The organism is Pseudomonas sp. P108 (genome assembly GCF_032613195.1).
In the GTDB taxonomy this organism is placed as follows: Bacteria; Pseudomonadota; Gammaproteobacteria; order Pseudomonadales; family Pseudomonadaceae; genus Aquipseudomonas.
On sequence record NZ_CP126691.1, the window covers coordinates 1,254,873 to 1,273,043 of the forward strand.

General features: G+C 59.6%; 7 protein-coding genes. 2 read left to right on the top strand and 5 right to left on the bottom strand.

Annotation, left to right across the window (positions count from 1 at the left end):
• Window positions 1-110: 110 nt before the first annotated feature.
• Entirely contained in the window at window positions 111-1,571 is a 1,461-nt protein-coding gene (gene mltF, locus QOM10_RS05370; protein ID WP_127925939.1) for a membrane-bound lytic murein transglycosylase MltF, read from the bottom strand.
• Window positions 1,572-1,856: 285 nt separating this feature from the next.
• Between mltF and purL the strand changes: the two genes are divergently transcribed.
• Both purL and QOM10_RS05380 read left to right on the top strand, forming a co-directional pair.
• Window positions 1,857-5,753, top strand: coding sequence for a phosphoribosylformylglycinamidine synthase (gene purL, locus QOM10_RS05375; protein WP_150749493.1), 3,897 nt, complete (start codon window positions 1,857-1,859; stop codon window positions 5,751-5,753).
• 5 nt (window positions 5,754-5,758) lie between these two features.
• Window positions 5,759-6,070 carry a YqfO family protein gene (locus QOM10_RS05380; protein ID WP_042607740.1) on the top strand — a complete coding sequence of 104 codons (312 nt, stop codon included), beginning with the start codon at window positions 5,759-5,761 and terminating at the stop codon, window positions 6,068-6,070.
• 477 nt (window positions 6,071-6,547) lie between these two features.
• Here QOM10_RS05380 and QOM10_RS05385 read toward each other — a convergent pair whose 3' ends face one another.
• The 4 genes from QOM10_RS05385 to ptsP form a co-directional block, all read right to left on the bottom strand.
• Window positions 6,548-7,564 carry an IS110 family transposase gene (locus tag QOM10_RS05385; protein ID WP_160038422.1) on the bottom strand — a complete coding sequence of 339 codons (1,017 nt, stop codon included), beginning with the start codon at window positions 7,562-7,564 and terminating at the stop codon, window positions 6,548-6,550.
• Window positions 7,565-7,909: 345 nt separating this feature from the next.
• The gene (locus QOM10_RS05390; protein WP_316917714.1) at window positions 7,910-13,837 is read right to left on the bottom strand and encodes a membrane-targeted effector domain-containing toxin; all 5,928 of its coding nucleotides are present in this window, start codon (window positions 13,835-13,837) and stop codon (window positions 7,910-7,912) included.
• Window positions 13,838-13,890: 53 nt separating this feature from the next.
• The gene (nagE, locus tag QOM10_RS05395) at window positions 13,891-15,606 is read right to left on the bottom strand and encodes an N-acetylglucosamine-specific PTS transporter subunit IIBC (protein WP_316917715.1); all 1,716 of its coding nucleotides are present in this window, start codon (window positions 15,604-15,606) and stop codon (window positions 13,891-13,893) included.
• Between the two features lie 23 nt (window positions 15,607-15,629).
• Complete coding sequence (gene ptsP, locus QOM10_RS05400) at window positions 15,630-18,143, bottom strand: phosphoenolpyruvate--protein phosphotransferase (RefSeq protein WP_316917716.1); 2,514 nt, start codon at window positions 18,141-18,143, stop codon at window positions 15,630-15,632.
• Between the last annotated feature and the right edge of the window lie 28 nt (window positions 18,144-18,171).

Below are 18,171 nucleotides of genomic sequence, written 5' to 3' on the forward strand. Positions count from 1 at the left end.
CTTGTGGGAGCGAGCCTGCTCGCGAAAGCGTTGTATCAGTCAAAGATGATGTCGACTGACACGACGCTTTCGCGAGCAGGCTCACTCCTACATTTGATTTGGGGTGTTGGTTAGAGCGGGGCAGGTTCTTGAGTGGGCTTTGATTTGTCGATGCCGGGCACATGCAGATTGCCCTCAGCGACTTGATCGCCCTCAAGCTGCGGCTGCGTCACCCAGGTCAGAATGTCGTAATAGCGACGAATGTTCGCCACAAAATGCACCGGCTCGCCGCCGCGGGCGTAGCCATAACGCGTCTTGCTGTACCACTGCTTCTGCGACAGGCGCGGCAGGATCTTCTTCACATCCAGCCATTTGTCCGGGTTCAACCCTTCCTTGGCCGTCAGTTTGCGCGCGTCATCCAGATGACCGCTGCCGACGTTGTACGCCGCCAGGGCAAACCAGGTGCGATCCGGTTCCTTGATCGAATCGTCGAGCTGATCCTTCATATAAGCCAGGTACTTGGCGCCACCCATGATGCTCTGCTTGGGGTCGAGGCGGTTGGACACGCCCATCGCCTGCGCGGTGTTCTGGGTCAGCATCATCAGCCCGCGCACGCCGGTCTTCGAGGTAACCGTCGGCTGCCACAGCGATTCCTGATAACCGATCGCTGCCAGAAGGCGCCAGTCGACTTTCTCTTTCTTCGCATAATTCTTGAAGTGCTGTTCGTATTTCGGCAGGCGCTGCTGCAAGTGCTGGGCGAAGGTCGTGGCGCCCATGTAACCGAGGACATCGACGTGGCCGTAATAGCGGTCTTTCAGGCGTTGCAGGGTGCCGTTCTTCTGCACCTTGTCCAGATACGCGTTGATTTCGTTGAGCAGGCTGTTGTCTTCGCCAGGGCCAACCGCCCAACTCTGGCTGCGCGCATCGCCGAGGTCGAAGGCCACACGAATGTTGGTGAAGTACACCTGATTCATCGCCACTTCGTTGGAGTCGACCAGGGTCAGGTCAATCTGCCCTTCATCGACCATGCGCAGCAGATCGACCACTTCAACCGCGTCGGACTCTTCGTATTCGATGCCGGGGAATTTCTTTTTCAGCTCGGCCAGTTGTTCGGCGTGGGTGCTGCCCTTGAGCACCATGATCTTCTTGCCGACCAGATCGCCGGGATCGGTTGGCCGCGACTGGCCGTTGCGGTAGATGATCTGCGGGGTGACTTCGAGATAGGAGTGCGAGAAACGCACCTGCTTCTTGCGCTGTTCGCTGCTGACCAGACCGGCGGCGGCCAGCACCGGGCCGTTCGGCTTGCCGATCTGATCGAACAGGTCGTCGAGGTTGTCGGCGGTCTCGATCTTCAGCTCGACACCCAAATCGTCGGCGAAGCGCTTCACCAGCTCGTATTCGAAGCCGGTTTCACCGCTGCGATCCTGAAAGTAGGTGGCGGGGCTGTTACGGGTAATCACCCGCAGCACACCATCCTCCTTTACGCGCTCGAGTGTGTTGGGTTTATCAACACAGCCACCGAGCATCAGGAAGAGTCCGGTTGCGATCAGCCATTTGGCGTACCGCGGACGCAAAGCCGTTGGGAAAAACATCTGCGCAGTATACGCAAACGGCCGCGGGCGCCATATCTCGACAGTGCAAGGCGAGTCTGCTAGCGATCACAAAACCGAGCGAAACCCCGCAGAAACGGGCCTTTACGGCTTTTTGTTACAGTAAAAATAAGCGGCCTCCGAATAGCTGATTTACCTGACTCTGAAGTCGGAAACACAGATTGATACTCGAGTGCAACCGTGCGTAGCGTTTCGGGTGATGTTGAGGGCGGTTTAGGCTAGAATGCACGGCCTCAAAGCACACCCCTTCCCGAGGCTGTCCCGAAGATGTTGATCCTGCGCGGCGCTCCTGCCCTTTCTGCCTTTCGCCACAGCAAACTCCTTGAGCAACTGAGCCAGAAGGTTCCAGCTGTCAGTGGCCTGTATGCTGAATTCGCTCACTTCGCCGAAGTCACCGGCGTCCTGACCGGCGACGAACAGCAGGTGCTAGCGCGCCTTCTGAAGTACGGTCCAAGTGTTCCGGTTCAAGAGCCGACCGGCCGTCTGTTTCTGGTGTTGCCGCGTTTCGGCACCATCTCGCCATGGTCGAGCAAGGCCAGCGATATCGCTCGCAACTGCGGCCTGAGCAAGATCCAGCGTCTGGAGCGCGGTATCGCCTTCTACGTGGCCGGTCAGTTCAGCGAAGCCGAAGCCCAGCAGATTGCCGATGTGCTGCATGACCGCATGACCCAGATCGTGCTGGCCAACCTCGAGCAGGCCGCCGGCCTGTTCAGCCACGCCGAGCCGAAGCCGCTGACTGCAATCGACATCCTCGGTGGTGGTCGCGCCGCGCTGGAAAAAGCCAACACCGAGCTGGGCCTGGCCCTCGCCGAAGACGAAATCGACTATCTGGTCGACGCCTTCAACGGTTTGAAGCGCAACCCGCACGACATCGAACTGATGATGTTCGCCCAGGCCAACTCCGAGCACTGCCGTCACAAGATCTTCAACGCCAGTTGGGACATTGATGGCGAGAACCAGGAAAAAAGCCTGTTCGGCATGATCAAGAACACCTACGTGATGCACAGCGAAGGCGTTCTGTCGGCTTATAAGGACAACGCCTCGGTGATCGTCGGCAACGTTGCCGGCCGTTTCTTCCCGAATCCTGAGACCCGCCAGTACGGCGCGGTGCAGGAGCCGGTGCACATCCTGATGAAGGTTGAAACCCACAACCACCCGACCGCGATCGCTCCGTTCCCGGGCGCGTCGACCGGTTCCGGCGGCGAGATCCGTGACGAAGGTGCAACCGGCCGTGGCGCCAAGCCTAAGGCTGGCCTGACCGGTTTCACTGTATCCAACCTGCAGATCCCGGGCTTCGAACAGCCGTGGGAAGTGCCGTACGGCAAGCCTGAGCGCATCGTCACCGCGCTGGACATCATGATCGAAGGCCCGCTCGGCGGCGCCGCGTTCAACAACGAATTCGGTCGTCCGGCCCTGACTGGCTACTTCCGTACCTTCGAACAATCGATCACCACCCCGCACGGTGACGAAGTTCGCGGTTACCACAAGCCGATCATGCTCGCTGGCGGCATGGGCAACATCCGCGAAGAACACGTCAAGAAAGGCGAGATCGTGGTCGGCTCCAAGCTGATCGTCCTCGGCGGCCCGGCGATGTTGATCGGTCTGGGCGGCGGCGCCGCTTCCTCGATGGCCACCGGCACCAGCTCGGCGGATCTCGACTTTGCTTCCGTACAGCGTGAAAACCCTGAGATGGAGCGTCGTTGCCAGGAAGTCATCGACCGTTGCTGGCAACTGGGTGACAAGAACCCGATCAGCTTCATCCACGACGTGGGTGCGGGCGGTCTGTCCAACGCCTTCCCGGAACTGGTCAACGACGGCGACCGCGGTGGCCGTTTCGAACTGCGCAACATTCCTAACGACGAGCCGGGCATGGCCCCGCACGAAATCTGGTCCAACGAATCCCAGGAACGTTACGTTCTGGCGGTCGGCCCGGAAGATTTCGAGCGCTTCCAGGCGATCTGCGAACGTGAGCGTTGCCCGTTTGCCGTAGTCGGTGAAGCCACCGCCGAGCCGCAACTGACCGTGACCGACAGCCACTTCGGCAACAATCCGGTGGACATGCCGCTGGAAGTGTTGCTGGGCAAGGCTCCACGCATGCACCGTTCGGTGGTTCGTGAAGCTGAACTGGGCGATGACTTCGATCCGTCGAACCTCGACATCAGCGAATCCATCGAGCGCGTTCTGCATCACCCGGCCGTGGCGAGCAAGAGCTTCCTGATCACCATCGGCGACCGCACCATCACCGGCCTCGTGGCCCGTGACCAAATGGTCGGCCCATGGCAGGTTCCAGTGGCTGACGTTGCCGTCACCGCGACCAGTTTCGACGTCTACACCGGTGAAGCGATGGCGATGGGCGAGCGCACTCCGCTGGCATTGCTGGACGCTCCGGCGTCGGGCCGCATGGCCATCGGCGAAACCCTGACCAACATCGCGGCTTCGCGCATCAACAAGATCTCCGACATCAAACTGTCGGCGAACTGGATGTCGGCGGCCGGCCACCCGGGCGAAGACGCGCGTCTGTACGACACCGTGAAAGCGGTCGGTATGGAACTGTGCCCTGAGCTGGGCATCACCATTCCGGTGGGCAAGGACTCGATGTCCATGGCCACTCGCTGGAATGACAACGGCGAAGAAAAAACCGTGACCTCGCCGATGTCGCTGATCGTGACCGGTTTCGCGCCAGTGTCTGACATCCGTCAGACCCTGACCCCGGAACTGCGTATGGACAAGGGCACCACCGACCTGATCCTGATCGACCTCGGTCGCGGGCAGAACCGTATGGGTGCTTCGATCCTTGCTCAGACACACGGCAAGCTCGGCAAACACGCGCCGGACGTCGATGACGCCGAAGACCTGAAAGCCTTCTTCGCGGTGATCCAGGGCTTGAACGCCGACGGTCACTTGCTGGCTTACCACGACCGTTCCGACGGTGGTCTGCTGACCTCCGTGGTGGAAATGGCCTTCGCCGGTCATTGCGGTCTGAGCCTGAACCTCGACAGCGTTGCCGAGTCCTCGGCAGAAATCGCTGCGATCCTGTTCAACGAAGAACTGGGCGCGGTGATCCAGGTCCGTCAGGACGCCACGCCGGACATCCTCGCGCAATTCAGTGCGGCCGGTCTGGGCGACTGTGTGTCGGTGATCGGTCAGCCGATCAACAATGGTCAGATCAACATCACCTTCAACGGTGACACCGTGTTCGAAGGCCAGCGTCGTCTGCTGCAACGTCAGTGGGCCGAGACCAGCTACCAGATCCAGCGTCTGCGCGACAACGCCGACTGCGCCGAGCAAGAGTTCGACGTGCTGCTGGAAGAAGACAATCCGGGTTTGAGCGTCAAGCTGAGCTATGACGTCAACCAGGACATCGCCGCGCCTTACATCAAGAAAGGCATCCGCCCACAGGTTGCCGTGCTGCGTGAGCAGGGCGTCAACGGTCAGGTGGAAATGGCCGCTGCGTTCGACCGCGCCGGTTTCAACGCGATCGATGTGCACATGAGCGACATTCTCGCCGGCCGTGTCGACCTGAACGAGTTCAAAGGTCTGGTGGCGTGTGGTGGTTTCTCCTACGGCGACGTGCTCGGCGCCGGTGAAGGCTGGGCCAAGTCGGCACTGTTCAACAGCCGTGCCCGCGATGCGTTCCAGGGCTTCTTCGAGCGTAACGACAGCTTCACCCTCGGCGTGTGCAACGGTTGCCAGATGATGTCCAACCTGCACGAGCTGATCCCGGGCAGCGAGTTCTGGCCGCACTTCGTGCGCAACCGCTCCGAGCAGTTCGAAGCGCGCGTGGCGATGGTGCAGATTCAGGAATCGAACTCGATCTTCCTGCAGGGCATGGCCGGTTCGCGTATGCCGATCGCCATCGCTCACGGTGAAGGTCACGCCGAGTTCTCCAGCGAAGAGGCACTGCTGGAAGCCGATCTGTCGGGTTGCGTGGCGATGCGTTTCGTCGACAACCACGGCAAGGTCACCGAGCGTTACCCGGCCAACCCGAACGGTTCGCCGCGCGGGATTACCGGTCTCACCAGCCGTGATGGCCGCGTGACGATCATGATGCCGCACCCGGAGCGGGTGTTCCGCGCGGTGCAGAACTCTTGGCGTTCGGAAGACTGGAACGAAGATGCACCGTGGATGCGTATGTTCCGTAACGCGCGCGTCTGGGTGAACTGAGCCCTGTGTACAAGCTCGCCTTTTTTGTTCCCGACAGTCATGTCGAAGTGGTCAAAGGCGCTGTGTTCGCTGCCGGTGGTGGGCGGATCGGTGATTATGATCACTGTGCGTGGCAGGTGCTCGGTCTGGGCCAGTTTCGACCGTTGGACGGCAGTCAGCCGTTTATTGGCGAGGCTGGGCAGGTCGAGCGGGTTGAGGAATGGAAGGTTGAGCTTGTAGTGGCGGATGAGCTGATCGTTGCTGTTGTGGCGGCGTTGAAGCTCAGTCATCCCTACGAGACACCGGCTTATGAAGTGTGGCGGCTGGAAGATTTCTGATAGCCGCTTAAACAGGAAACCCGCAGATGAGTGATTGTCTGCGGGTTTTTTGTTGCCCCCCCGATTTTCCGGGCGATGGGAATCCAATGTGGGAGCGAGCCTGCTCGCGAAGGCGCCGGCTCAGGCAATAATGTTCTGACTGACCGAGTACATATCCATTGCTGCGGTAACGGCTTCTCAGGGGTCCGCCCTTACGGCGGGTCACCTTTTCCAAACGCCGAAAAAGTAACCCAATGTATGGTCAGCCCATCTTCTGCCACTCAGCAGCGATTAACGGTAAATCGAGCTTGCGCTAATGTATCCGGGCTCAGTGTGAGCACGGATAGCGCTCGGCCCTTGATGAGTAGTCGCTCCTGCCTGTCCTTAAAAAGGCTTCAGCTTCCAAAGCTTTTTGGGTTATCAGGTTTTCAGTCAGGATGTCTGCCGTTTATCGTCATCAGTACTGACGTCGCAAAAGCCGTTGGTGAAGCGTACAGATCAAGCTAAGAGCGTTGAGTTAAAGGTGCCGCCCTTGGTTAACAACACCCAGACGATTCTTGCCATTTTGTTCGCGAGGGCGCAGGCCACTTTGTTTGGATGTTTGCGTGCTAGTAAGTTTTTGGCCCAGACACCGAGGGCATCCGTTCGCTTATCGACGCGACACAAAACGGCGTGAGCGCCCTGCATCAGCAAACTCCTTAAATACTTGTCCCCTCGCTTGCTGATGCCGAGCAATGTCGTTTCCCCACCCGTTGAGTACTGGCGCGGCACCAGCCCCAACGACGCTGCAAAATCGCGAGATGACTTGAAAATCGAAGCGTCGCCGACATCGGCCACCAGCGCGCTAGCGATGAGAGGGCCGATACCGGGGATGCTCTGCAGGCGTTGGCCGGCATCGTTTTGCGTCAGCTGTTGTTTGATTTCGACGTCGAGTTTTTTGATCTCATGTGTCAGCTGCCGAATGTCTTCAAGCATGCGTTCGATAGCACTTATCAAGCGAGTGGGCAGTTCACGGCTCTCCATCAGACCTGAGAGCCGATCCAGTGCGGCGTATCCAACGGGAAAAACGACGCCGAACTCCAGGAGAAATCCATGCACTTGATTGATGACGGCGGTGCGTCGATTTACTAAAGACTTACGCAGTCGGTGTTCTGTGGACAGTACCTGCTGTTCTACGGTTTTGACTTGAACCGAGCGGGTTCTGGGGCGCGAGGCCGCTTCACAAATGGCCTCGGCATCAATGAAATCGTTTTTATTTCCGGTGACGTAGGCCTTCACATGTTGGGGGGCAATCAACTGCACGTGATGCCCCTGTTCCATGATTTTTCGGGCGAGCCATTGAGACCCGCCGCAGGATTCCATGGCGATTTTGCAGATCGAGATCTGCGCCAGAAAGGGGAGTAATTGGTTTCGGTTGAGTTTTTTACGCAGTACCTGATGGCCTCTGGCGTCTTGGCCATGCAGGTGGAAAGTGTGTTTGCCGATGTCGATACCCAAAAGCGTGATGGTATTCATGAGAAATCCTCCTTCAGTAAAAAGAGAGCCTCGGCAAGTTTAGACCCGCCGAGGATCTCACCGGGCTGACCATCTCATTAAGGCTTGTCCCAACGTTCGGCCCACTCGCTAAAGCTCGGGGTTCCTTCGCTCCGGGATCCATCCGCTCAGCCTGCCGACGAGGCTGGTGGATCAAGATCAAAAACTGCAGCCGAGCTAACGCTCATCCTGTTGAGTCGGGCGGCTTCGCTGCGGGTATGTTCGCAAATCGAAGTTGTGGGGGCTGGCCCCAAAAACGGCGAGAAGAAAACCACTGGGCCGTCAAGTCCAGTGGTTTTCAGCGTGATTACGCCCTCTCGAAGGCGTTCAACTGACAGCCGAAAGTTTGACTTGGTCGACAAGCATTTCGATCAATTCGGGCAAGTATTGGAACCGCTGCTCCTTCCTGTTCCAGCGGTCAATGAAGAACAACCCTTTGTCATCCACCTGGATTGGCGTGCTGACAATGTCCCCCGTTGCGGACTTATGCACCAGATTGATTTCGCTCGGGTCAGGACGTTCGATCAGAAAGTGTCCGGCCTGGGTGAGTCTGGTCCGACTGACAGACGGAATGGGTGGCAGTTTTTTTGCTCGGGAAACCGCGATGTCCAGATTGAAATCGCTGCGCAGTGCGAACACGCCGGAATTGACTTCCGAGTTCACCACTTCCCAGGTGCCTTGATAGACACCTTTGGCCAGTTCTTGCGGGGTGTCGCGCACATGAAGGCTGGCAGCACCAAGCGTATCGGTCAGCCCCGGTACGCCCAGATTATAGTGGGTGTTCGTTCTGTCGATCAGCGCCACCCACTTATGCGGTCCGTGTGCCAGTTGGTCAGCCTCGATCAGCTGGGTAGCGAAGTAACTGAACATCTGGTTTCGCGAAATATTCTTGTCAGCCAAGCCGTCCAGGTAATAGCTCACCGTGCAATCGAGCGCCCTGATGCGGATGTTGTTTTTCGCCGCCGCGTGGACCAGTTCGGTGTAGAGAGCGACACCGCCCGAACGCCCCATGAGTGAGGAGTCGAGTATCCGCAAGTAGCTTCTGAGGCGGTCGGGCATGCGTTGGGTTTGAAAAAAAATGTCCAGCTCGGCCTGATGCAGGTCGGTCAGCAGATGTTGCATATACAACGTGTCGTAGCCTGACGACTTGAGTGTTTCCATGTGTTTTTTCAGCAGTGTTTTGCTCGACACTGTGAGTCTTGATTCGCCGATCAGCAGGCTCAGACGACTGTCGACCAGTTGGCTCAAAAATGTTTCGAATGAGCTATCGGCAGCGATGTCTGGAAGGGTCGCAGCGGGGGCCGGGGTGTAGTCGGTAAAGGCGTCTCGGGCCTTTTTCTCGAGGCGGTTGCGTTGAGCAATAAACGCGTCATAGGCAGCCTGCGCGTCGCGGCCGGCCTGACCACGCAAGGAGGTAAAGGGGAAGCGAGAGTCCAGTGCTCGGGGGCGGAATTGCATGCGAGCAATTTCGTCACGGAACGCCGTCGGAACATCGAACTCGTCGAAATGTTGAACGCCCGGACTCGCCGTCGCCGGAGGCTGAGCCGGTACTTGGGGCGCTTTGTAGGATGTCGGCAATGCCACGAGGTAATCGCCCTTGGCCGCTGCGTCACCGGGTATCGCGCCGGGTGAGTCCACGCCGATGCGCGTCGGTTGACCCACAGCCACGTCGTCGATGCGCAGCGCAACGGCTTCGTGCAGGTCGGCCAGACCAGGCGTCTTGTCGAACGTGCTCATGCGTGAAGCGTCCGTCAGGGCTATCCAGCGCTCGGCGGGCGCCTCAATCGCATCGGCGGCAATGGCCTTGAGCGAGTAGAAGTTTCTGATGCTGTTGCTGCGGGGCGTCAGCGGCGAAACATCGGCCATCACCAGGGCTCCGTCCAGCTTATAGCTGGTGGAGGCGTCCAGCGCGTGGATTTTCAGACCCTTTTCCCGAGCCGTGCGGACCAGCGCAAGGTACGAGAACGGCGCGTCGGGTCCGTGGCCAAAGGCTTTGTCGACGGCTTTCAAATGTCGTTTGATACCGCGCCATGATTCGCCCCGGTTGAATTTTGCCAGCTTGATATGGAAGACGTCAGCCGGCAGATATTCCATATAAAGGTGTTTGAAACCACTCTTGAGCAACGCGTCCATATAAGTGATCAGCGCCTGTTTACTGGCGATGGAGCCAGGCTGGGCGCCGATGACCAGATTCTTGCCGGCCAACGCGTCGCTGGCGATCAGTTGCGTAAATGACGTGTCGACGGCGATGGCCGGCACTTCGATGCGCGCAGGCAAAGGGGCCAGGTCGGCAAAATGACGGGTCGCGTCCGTGGTCAGCTTTTCGACCTGTTGCAGGTAGGCAGTGCGTGTGGAAGCCAGTTGGTCGGCAGCGGCGAAGAGGCTGGAGTGAGCGTAGGACGTTCCCATGTAGTCCTGGCTGCGCAAAATGAGTTCCTCTCGGGACTCTGGATTGATCACCATTGCAATCCTGTCCCGATATTTGGACGGCACGCCGTAGTCTTTGTGCGGGCCGGGTGTATCCGGCAAGGCGTCGTATTTCGGCGCGCCGCCGGCCACGCCGCTGCGCACCATCACACCTTCGCCATTGGGCACGGCCAGAATCCCGGTCGACAGAAGCCTGTCGGTGTCAGGGTCAAGGCGATGTAGCAGGTATCGGCCAATAACGTCGGGCGTATTCGCTGCCCACAGGGTCTGGCCCTTGTAGTTCACCGGCCGCATGTCCGCCGGGGGTACGCTGGGTTCCAGTTGCTCAATCAGAGCCATGACGCGTTGCTGCTCGCTGGCGCTGCTGACGGCGGCCTGGCGCAGGGGACGGCTGACTGGCTGAAGTGAGCGCAGAGCTGGACGCAGGTCGGTCAATAGCGCACCGGTACTGTTGAGCATGTAGCCGAGCAAATGGTTGAGCGCTTCGGCGTTGTTACCCTGCCGATAGGCGTGCAGGGCGAGCATGCCATCCTTGAATGCCAACAGCAGCCCGGTGCTCAGACTCAACAGTGGAAACGGTGCGGTGGCAATGGCGGTGATCCATTCGACGCACGTCCAGATCAGGCCGGCAATCATCTGGGCGCGGCTGCTGGTAGTCGCGTGGACATCGTCGATCTTGCGCTGCAGCTTCATGTCATACAGCGCGTCGCGCATGTCGCTGATCGGGGCTTTCTGCTGTGTCGAGTCGTAGCGTGCCTGGCTGGACGTGGTTTTGTCGATGTCTTTGGGCAGCTGCTTTTTGGCGGTTTCAAGGAATTTGCGCACCCGGGTCTGCGATTGAATGCCCACCCGCCGGGTGAAGTATTCGATCATGCCGGGCTGCTGTTTCAGCAGGTAATTGAACAGCCGTGCTTCGCGAAAACTCACGCCGTCAGGCGCGTCGGGGGTGTAGAGCAGCACCGGGTTTTTGTCGTGGCCGAACAGCCAGTTGTCGAGCACCCACTCACCCTCAATCATCAGTCGATGGACCGGGTATTTTTTTTGCCGTGGCGCCGATGTGTCCTCCATGCTGTCGATGCTCTGCTCAAGCCATTGCCGGTCACTGCTGGCGATATGGCCCTGCAACTGGCATTCCAGCGCTGCGCATTTCATCTGGCGTTGAGTAATGGCCAGGATTGTATTGCGCCTGAAGGCGTAACCCTCACTCGCGTCACTTTGCAGTTCTTGTCTGACCTTGTCGGTGTAGCGTTTGCCTATCCACACACCGGTAATCGAGCGCGCGACAGTCTCTGCGCTCAGGTTGCTGATATCGATGTCTGGCGGCCCTTTGAAGTGTGCCGAACGAGAGAATTTTTCGTCGAGGAAGCCGACGCCGTCGGCATACCCGTCGCGATACAGCCGTGTGTACGTTAACGGTTTTGGTGTCAGGGCCGGAATGACCGACATGGGTGAGTAAGCGATGACAGTATCCGGGTCGACGTCATTTGCCGGGCGTTTGAGCAACTGGTTCAGTTGTTTTTTCGCCTGCTCGTGCACGTAATCGTCGAACGCCGGAAAGCGGCTGCCCGAAAGTTGATGTCGGTCGAAGCCTTGCAATGCACCTTCGGCGTCTTCGCTCAGCGTCGACAGTTTTCTGCGGTTTTCGTCGGTGGTTGTGCGATACCACAGCGGGGTGCCGAAATCGTAGTCGTCGATTCGCGTGGCCAACACGTGTTCGGCCATGACTTGCAGGCAATCGAGGTGCTTGCCGATGTTCTCGAAGGTGACTTTTCTGTGCTCCTGATCCTCAAGCTTGAAACTGAGGCTGGAGAGCACTTTGCGCAGGCTTGAACGAAAACGCAGAGGTGCACGGCTGATCAGGTAGCCGGTCATGGTATTGACGTCTTCGCTGTGCGTGGCCCAGCCAAGCAGGTGGGTCTGACATTCAAGCTCACTGGCGAAGACCTGGAACTGCTGCTCTCGCGGCGCTTGTGGCGTGCACAGCAACATGCGTTTGAGGACGCCCTCGGCGTCGCTCTGGCGCAACACCCAGAGATCCTGCAGTTGCGCACCGTGCACGGACAGGGTCGCGGCGCGCAGGTGTGGATCGCTGTCGCTGCGCAAGCGCTGGATCAGTTGCAGGTCACTCTCGAGCAGATGGCCTTGCAGCACTGCCGTATGAGCCAGCGCGACGATCCGTTGATCGAGCATGTCCTCGATCGCGGGTTTGATGGCTGGGCCGGCATGCATGTCTTTCTGCAAACGGTCGAATTCGATACGCGGCTTGAGGCTCAACCCTTGCTTGACCAGCCACTGCGGTGTCAGGTCTGCGTAGTCATCGGCCAAAGGCGCATCGTCATAGGTGAGGGTGGTATATCGAAGAAACTCCGAGTCCGGCAATTCGTCTCCCGTGTGCGGGCCACGCAAGGACAGCTCGAGCAAATTGCGCTGATGCTCATACACACCGTATCCGGGCACCCGACGTTGCGTGGTGATTTGCAGCTTCTGCGGTTCCAGATCATCAATCTCCAGATCTTCGCTCAGACGCTCCAGCCATTGATGCCGGGCGAGGGCCAGAAGACTGGCCGACGGCCCCATCAGGTCGAGCAGTTTTTGCCGCGCCTTGTGGTAAATACCGACCTGTTGCGCCAGCTCGGTCTGCCTGGCGGCGCTGGCGCTGCGGTACCACTGCGGTGCACTGTCGCGCAGGTGGCGTTCGAACAAGGTTTGCGCCTGCAGTTCCAGGCGCGGGGCGAGATCCGGCAGGGCTCCTGCAATGGCCCGGTCGAGGGCCGCGAGCAACTGCGCCGAGTCTTGTTGCGGGTTGTCGTCGTAGCTCCAGGCGCGATCGATGTCTTGTGTGCGCTTGTCGATCAGGGCATCGCAGATATGTTCAAACAGCGGTTGGCTATCGATCAGCGAACACTGCAACGGCCAGATCCCCGCTGCACTCAAGTCGTGATAGCGCGCCGGCAACATCTGCATGAATTCAGTGTGGCTGGCGGGATGCTGCAGGTATTGCAGCAAATGGACGTCGAGAGCCGCTGCTGAATCGAAGTACTCGATGCCCCGGCTCGGGGTGAACAACAGGACGTAACCACCGTCCCTGGCCGTCGACAGATCGGTGAGCGCGGACTTGTTCTTTTCCGTGACGACAAAGGCGCCAGCCAGCTCAACGGTGTGTTCCTGAAAGCTGAACTGCAGCGCGTAGGCGGCCGGACGTAGCGTCGGCCCCAGCGTCAGCTGTTCCAGGAGCGCAGCGGCTTGGGGATGCAGCAGGCGATCCTTGACGGCCTGTCGCGCCTCGTGGCCGATCGCGGTGAAACCGGCTTCGTAGGTCAGAAAGGTTCTGGCCGATTTGTTATCGATCAGATCGCGCAGATCCATGTCGAGCAACGCCGTGTCGAGCTTGGCTTTGGTGGTCGCGAGCAGTTTTTTGCCCTGGTCACTGTGCAGGTCGCTGTTTTCCAGGATCTGGTAGATCGCCCGACTTTTTTGCAAGAACTGCTCGCGGTGAGCTTTGAGCAGGCTGTTCAGGCGTTTGAGGTAAATCTGCTCCGCTGTCGGTGCCTGTTCGGCAAGCAACGGGGTCTGGATGTTGAAAAGATGCTGGGCGATCTGGTTGAGATCGCTCCTGATCTCTTCAACCGTGGGGGCGGTGGGAGTGCTCATCGGCACAGTCTCCATGCTGGTGGGAAGAGCCTTCAGCATGGCGAGGGTGATTCGATCGAAGGTGGTACATATGTAGTGGGTGTGCAGTGCGGGGCAGGCGGGGGCGTGAAAGGCGACTCGATCCACATACCGGAGAATTGCAGCATCGTTGATCGCCAGCAGGGCATGTGAATGCATTCCTCTACGGGAACGAGCCTGCCAGCGATACAGTCGACTCAAACACTATCGCTTCAAACCTTCGCGCTGACCTCGCTGCGATTCACCAGGCTCTCCAGCGCTCCACTCAAACTCGCGGCCTTATCCCCCACCAGCAAATGCCAGACCCCGCCATCCAACTGGCTGACGCCATGACACCCCAACGCCTTCAACTGCGCTTCCGACAGCGCCTTGCCATCCGCCAATTGCAGGCGAATCCGCGTCATCGCGATGCAGTCCAGTTGCAGTACGTTGCCGCCACCGCCCAAGGCATTCAGCCATTGCTGCGCCTCGGAGCCGGCGACCACCGGCGCTTTCGGTTCCTCGACAGCCACAGCATTTTCAAGCAGAACCGCATGGCCGAGAGAAGGCATTGCCAGGCGAATCTCGTCAGCAATGCTGTCCGCCATCGGCCCGACCACAACCTGCAAACTGCCACCTTTACCCGGACGCACAACCGCCATTGCGCCCAGCGCTTTCAGATCGGCATCCGAAGCCTTGTTGCGATCGACCATCTCCAGTCGCAGGCGCGTGGTGCAAGCGCCAACAGTCAGCAGATTTTCGGCGCCGCCCAAGGCCTTTATGTAAGCGCTGGCACGTTCGTTTTCTGTGAGCACTGCTTTCTCAGCAGAAGCCACATCCTCGCGCCCCGGCGTCTTCAGGTTGAAGCGACGAATGCAGAAATCAAATACGGCGTAATAGATAACCGCATAGGCGAGGCCCACCGGAATCACCAGCCAACCATTGGTCGAGCGCCCCCAACCCAGCACCATGTCGATAAAGCCGCCGGAGAAGGTAAAGCCCAGATGAATATTCAAGCCATTGGTAATCGCCATCGATAACCCGGTCAGCAACGCATGCAGCAGATACAACAGCGGTGCGAGGAACATAAAGGCAAATTCGATCGGCTCGGTCACCCCGGTCAGAAACGAGGTCAACGCCATCGACAGAAAAATCCCGCCCATGACTTTGCGGCGCTCCGGCAGGGCGTTGCGGTACATCGCCAGACAGGCCGCCGGCAGGCCGAAGATCATCATCGGGAACATGCCGGTCATGAACTGGCCACCCTTCGGATCGCCAGCGAAGTAGCGCGACAGGTCACCGGTCACCAGCGCACCAGTCGTCGGATCGGTGAAGTTACCGAACACGAACCACGCCATGTTGTTGAGGATATGGTGCAGGCCGGTGACGATCAGCAGACGGTTGAATACGCCGAACACGAACGCACCGATGCTGCCGCTCTCCATCATCAACGCACCGAAGGCGTTGATGCCGTGCTGGATCGGCGGCCAGATATAGCCGAACACTACGCCCAGACCGACCGCTGCAAACCCGGTGACAATCGGCACAAAGCGCCGCCCGCCGAAGAACGCCAGATATTCCGGCAGCTTGATGTCCTTGAAGCGGTTGTACAGAGCGCCGGCCATCAGACCGCTGACGATCCCGGCGAGCATGCCCATGTTGATGCTCGCATCGAGCACCTTGAGCGTGGAGATCATCACCAGATAACCGATCACCCCGGCGAGGCCAGCGGTGCCGTTGTTGTCCTTGGCGAAACCGACGGCGATGCCGATGGCGAAGATCATTGCCAGGTTGGCGAAGATCACTTGGCCGGCATCGTGAATGATTGCGATGTTCAGCAGGTCGGTGTCACCCAGGCGCAGCAGCAGACCGGCAATCGGCAGGATTGCGATCGGCAGCATCAGCGCACGGCCGAGGCGTTGCAGGCCTTCGATGAAGAGTTGGTACATGGCGTTTGTCCTTGTTGTTTTTGTTAGCGCAGAGGCCAATGTTGATGACAGGCGTGACGCACGGCGGCGGCGCTGCTCAGTTTGAGCAGGTCGCGGCTGAGACGCTGGCACTCGGCCTCGTGCACCTGGCGCACGCGATCCTTGATTTCGCCGATCTGCACCGGGCTGACCGACAGTTCGGTGACGCCCAGACCGATCAACACCGGTGTGGCCAGCGGATCAGAGGCGAGGGCGCCGCAGACACCGACCCAACGTTTGTGCACCGCCGCGCCTTCGCAGGTCATGGCGATCAATCGCAGCAGCGCCGGATGCAGAGCGTCGACGCGAGCGGCCAAACCAGCGTGGTCGCGATCCATGGCCAAGGTGTATTGCGAGAGATCGTTAGTACCGATCGAGAGGAAATCGGCGTGTTCGGCCAGTTGTTCGGCTTGCAGCGCGGCGGCAGGGACTTCGATCATCACGCCGATTTCCGGGCGCTGGCTCACGCCCAGTTCGACGCACAACGCATCGACGCGTTGGCGAATCTGCAGCAGCTCATCGACTTCGGTAACCATCGGCAACAGGATCCGGCAACGACGCAACGGGCTGACTTGCAGCAGCGCACGCAGTTGCTGATCGAGGATTTCCGGACGCGCCTGAGCCAGGCGAATGCCGCGCAGACCGAGTACCGGGTTGGCCTCGATGGGCAGTGGCAGGTAGTCGAGTTGCTTGTCGCCGCCGACGTCGATGGTGCGGATGATCACGCATTTATCGCCCATGGCATCGATCACCGCCTGGTAAGCACTGCGCTGCACTTCGACGTCCGGAGCGGTCTGGCGATCGACGAACAAAAACTCGGTTCGTAACAGGCCTACACCGTCGGCACCGTTGGCGAAGGCGTCCGCCGCTTCAGCGCTGGAGGCGACATTGGCGACGACTTCGATGTGCACGCCATTACGTGTTTCGGCGGGCAGATGAGCTTTGGTTTGTTGCGCGTCGCGGCGATGCTGCCGGTCGATTTGCGCTTGCCGAACTTCGGCCAGACGTTCAGCGTTGGGCGTCAGTTCGAGACGACCGCCATCGGCATCGAGGACCACCGATTGACCTTGCGGCTGATCAAGCAGCGCCGAACCCAACGCCACCATGCACGGCAGACCTTTACCGCGAGCGAGAATCGCCACGTGCGAAGTCGCGCCACCCTCGGCCATGCACAACCCGGCGACACCTTGCGCGCTGAGTTGCAGCAGATCCGACGGCGTCAGTTCATGTGCCGCGACGATGGCGCCGGCCGGCACGTCGTAGTGCCAGGCCTCGCCGAGCACTGCACGCAACACGCGTTGCTTGAGGTCGCGCAGATCATTGGCGCGTTCGGCCAGCAGCGCGCTGCCGGTGTGTTGCAGGACTTCGCACTGCACATCGATCGACTGGCTCCAGGCGTGAGTCGCTGCAGTGCCTTGTTCGATGGCTTGCTGTGCGGCATCGAGCAGTGCCGGGTCTTCGAGCAGTGCCAGATGCGCGGCAAAGATCGCTTCTTCATCGGCATTTTTGTGTTTTTTCGCTTGGGCGAGGGTGCCGTCGATTTCACTGCGCACCTGATTCAGTGCAGTGTCGAGCGCCTGCAGTTGTTGCAGCGGATCATGATTGCCCGTATCCACCGGCAAACTGATCGCGTTCAAGCGAAACAGTGGCCCGCCGACCAATCCCGGTGCAGCGCACACACCGTGCAACACGCCAGCCTCGGCCGGGCGTTTAACCGATGCGACACTCACCGGCGCCGCAGCGTGACAATCATCCGGCAGCGCTGTGGCCAACGCGGTGAGCAACGCTTGCAGCGCCGCTTCGGCATCCGGCCCCTGACAGCTGACCTGCACCTGATCCTGCTCGCCAACCGCCAGCCCCATCAGGCCGATCAGGCTGTTGCACGGCGCCGATTTGCCGGCGAAGTGCAGTTGCGACCGGCTTTTGAAACCTTGCGCGGTCTGCCGAATCAGTGCCGCAGGGCGCGCATGCAATCCGCCGCGATGCGCCACCAGAACATGGCCATGAACCTCTGGCCCGCCCACGTCTGCAACATTCGCCGCCGAACTGTTGCGCGCAACAATGTGCAGTAACGGCTCGCCGACTTTCACCGCTTTGAGCGTGATCGGACGCACCTGAAAATCCTGGCTGTTGGTCAGGATCAACAAGCTGACGAGGCTTTTGCACTGCTGACCGACCTTGTCCAGGTCATAGCGCAACAACGGCTGGCCCTTGCTGACACGCGTGCCATCCTTGACCAGCATCGAGAAGCCTTCGCCGTTCAGTTCAACGGTATCCAGGCCCAGATGCAAAAGAATCTCCGCACCGTTATCGGCACGCACAGTGAGTGCGTGGCCGGTGCGCGCGACGTGAATGATCACCCCGGCGCATGGCGAGTACAGGGTGTCGTTGATCGGGTCGATGGCAATGCCGTCGCCCATCGCGCCGCTGGCGAACACTGCGTCCGGGACTTTGGCGAGCGTGAGCACCGGGCCGCTGAGCGGGGCGCTGAGGGTCAGCTCTTTATTGTTGTTGTGCATGGCTCGGTCTCATCAGGTCTGCAGTCAT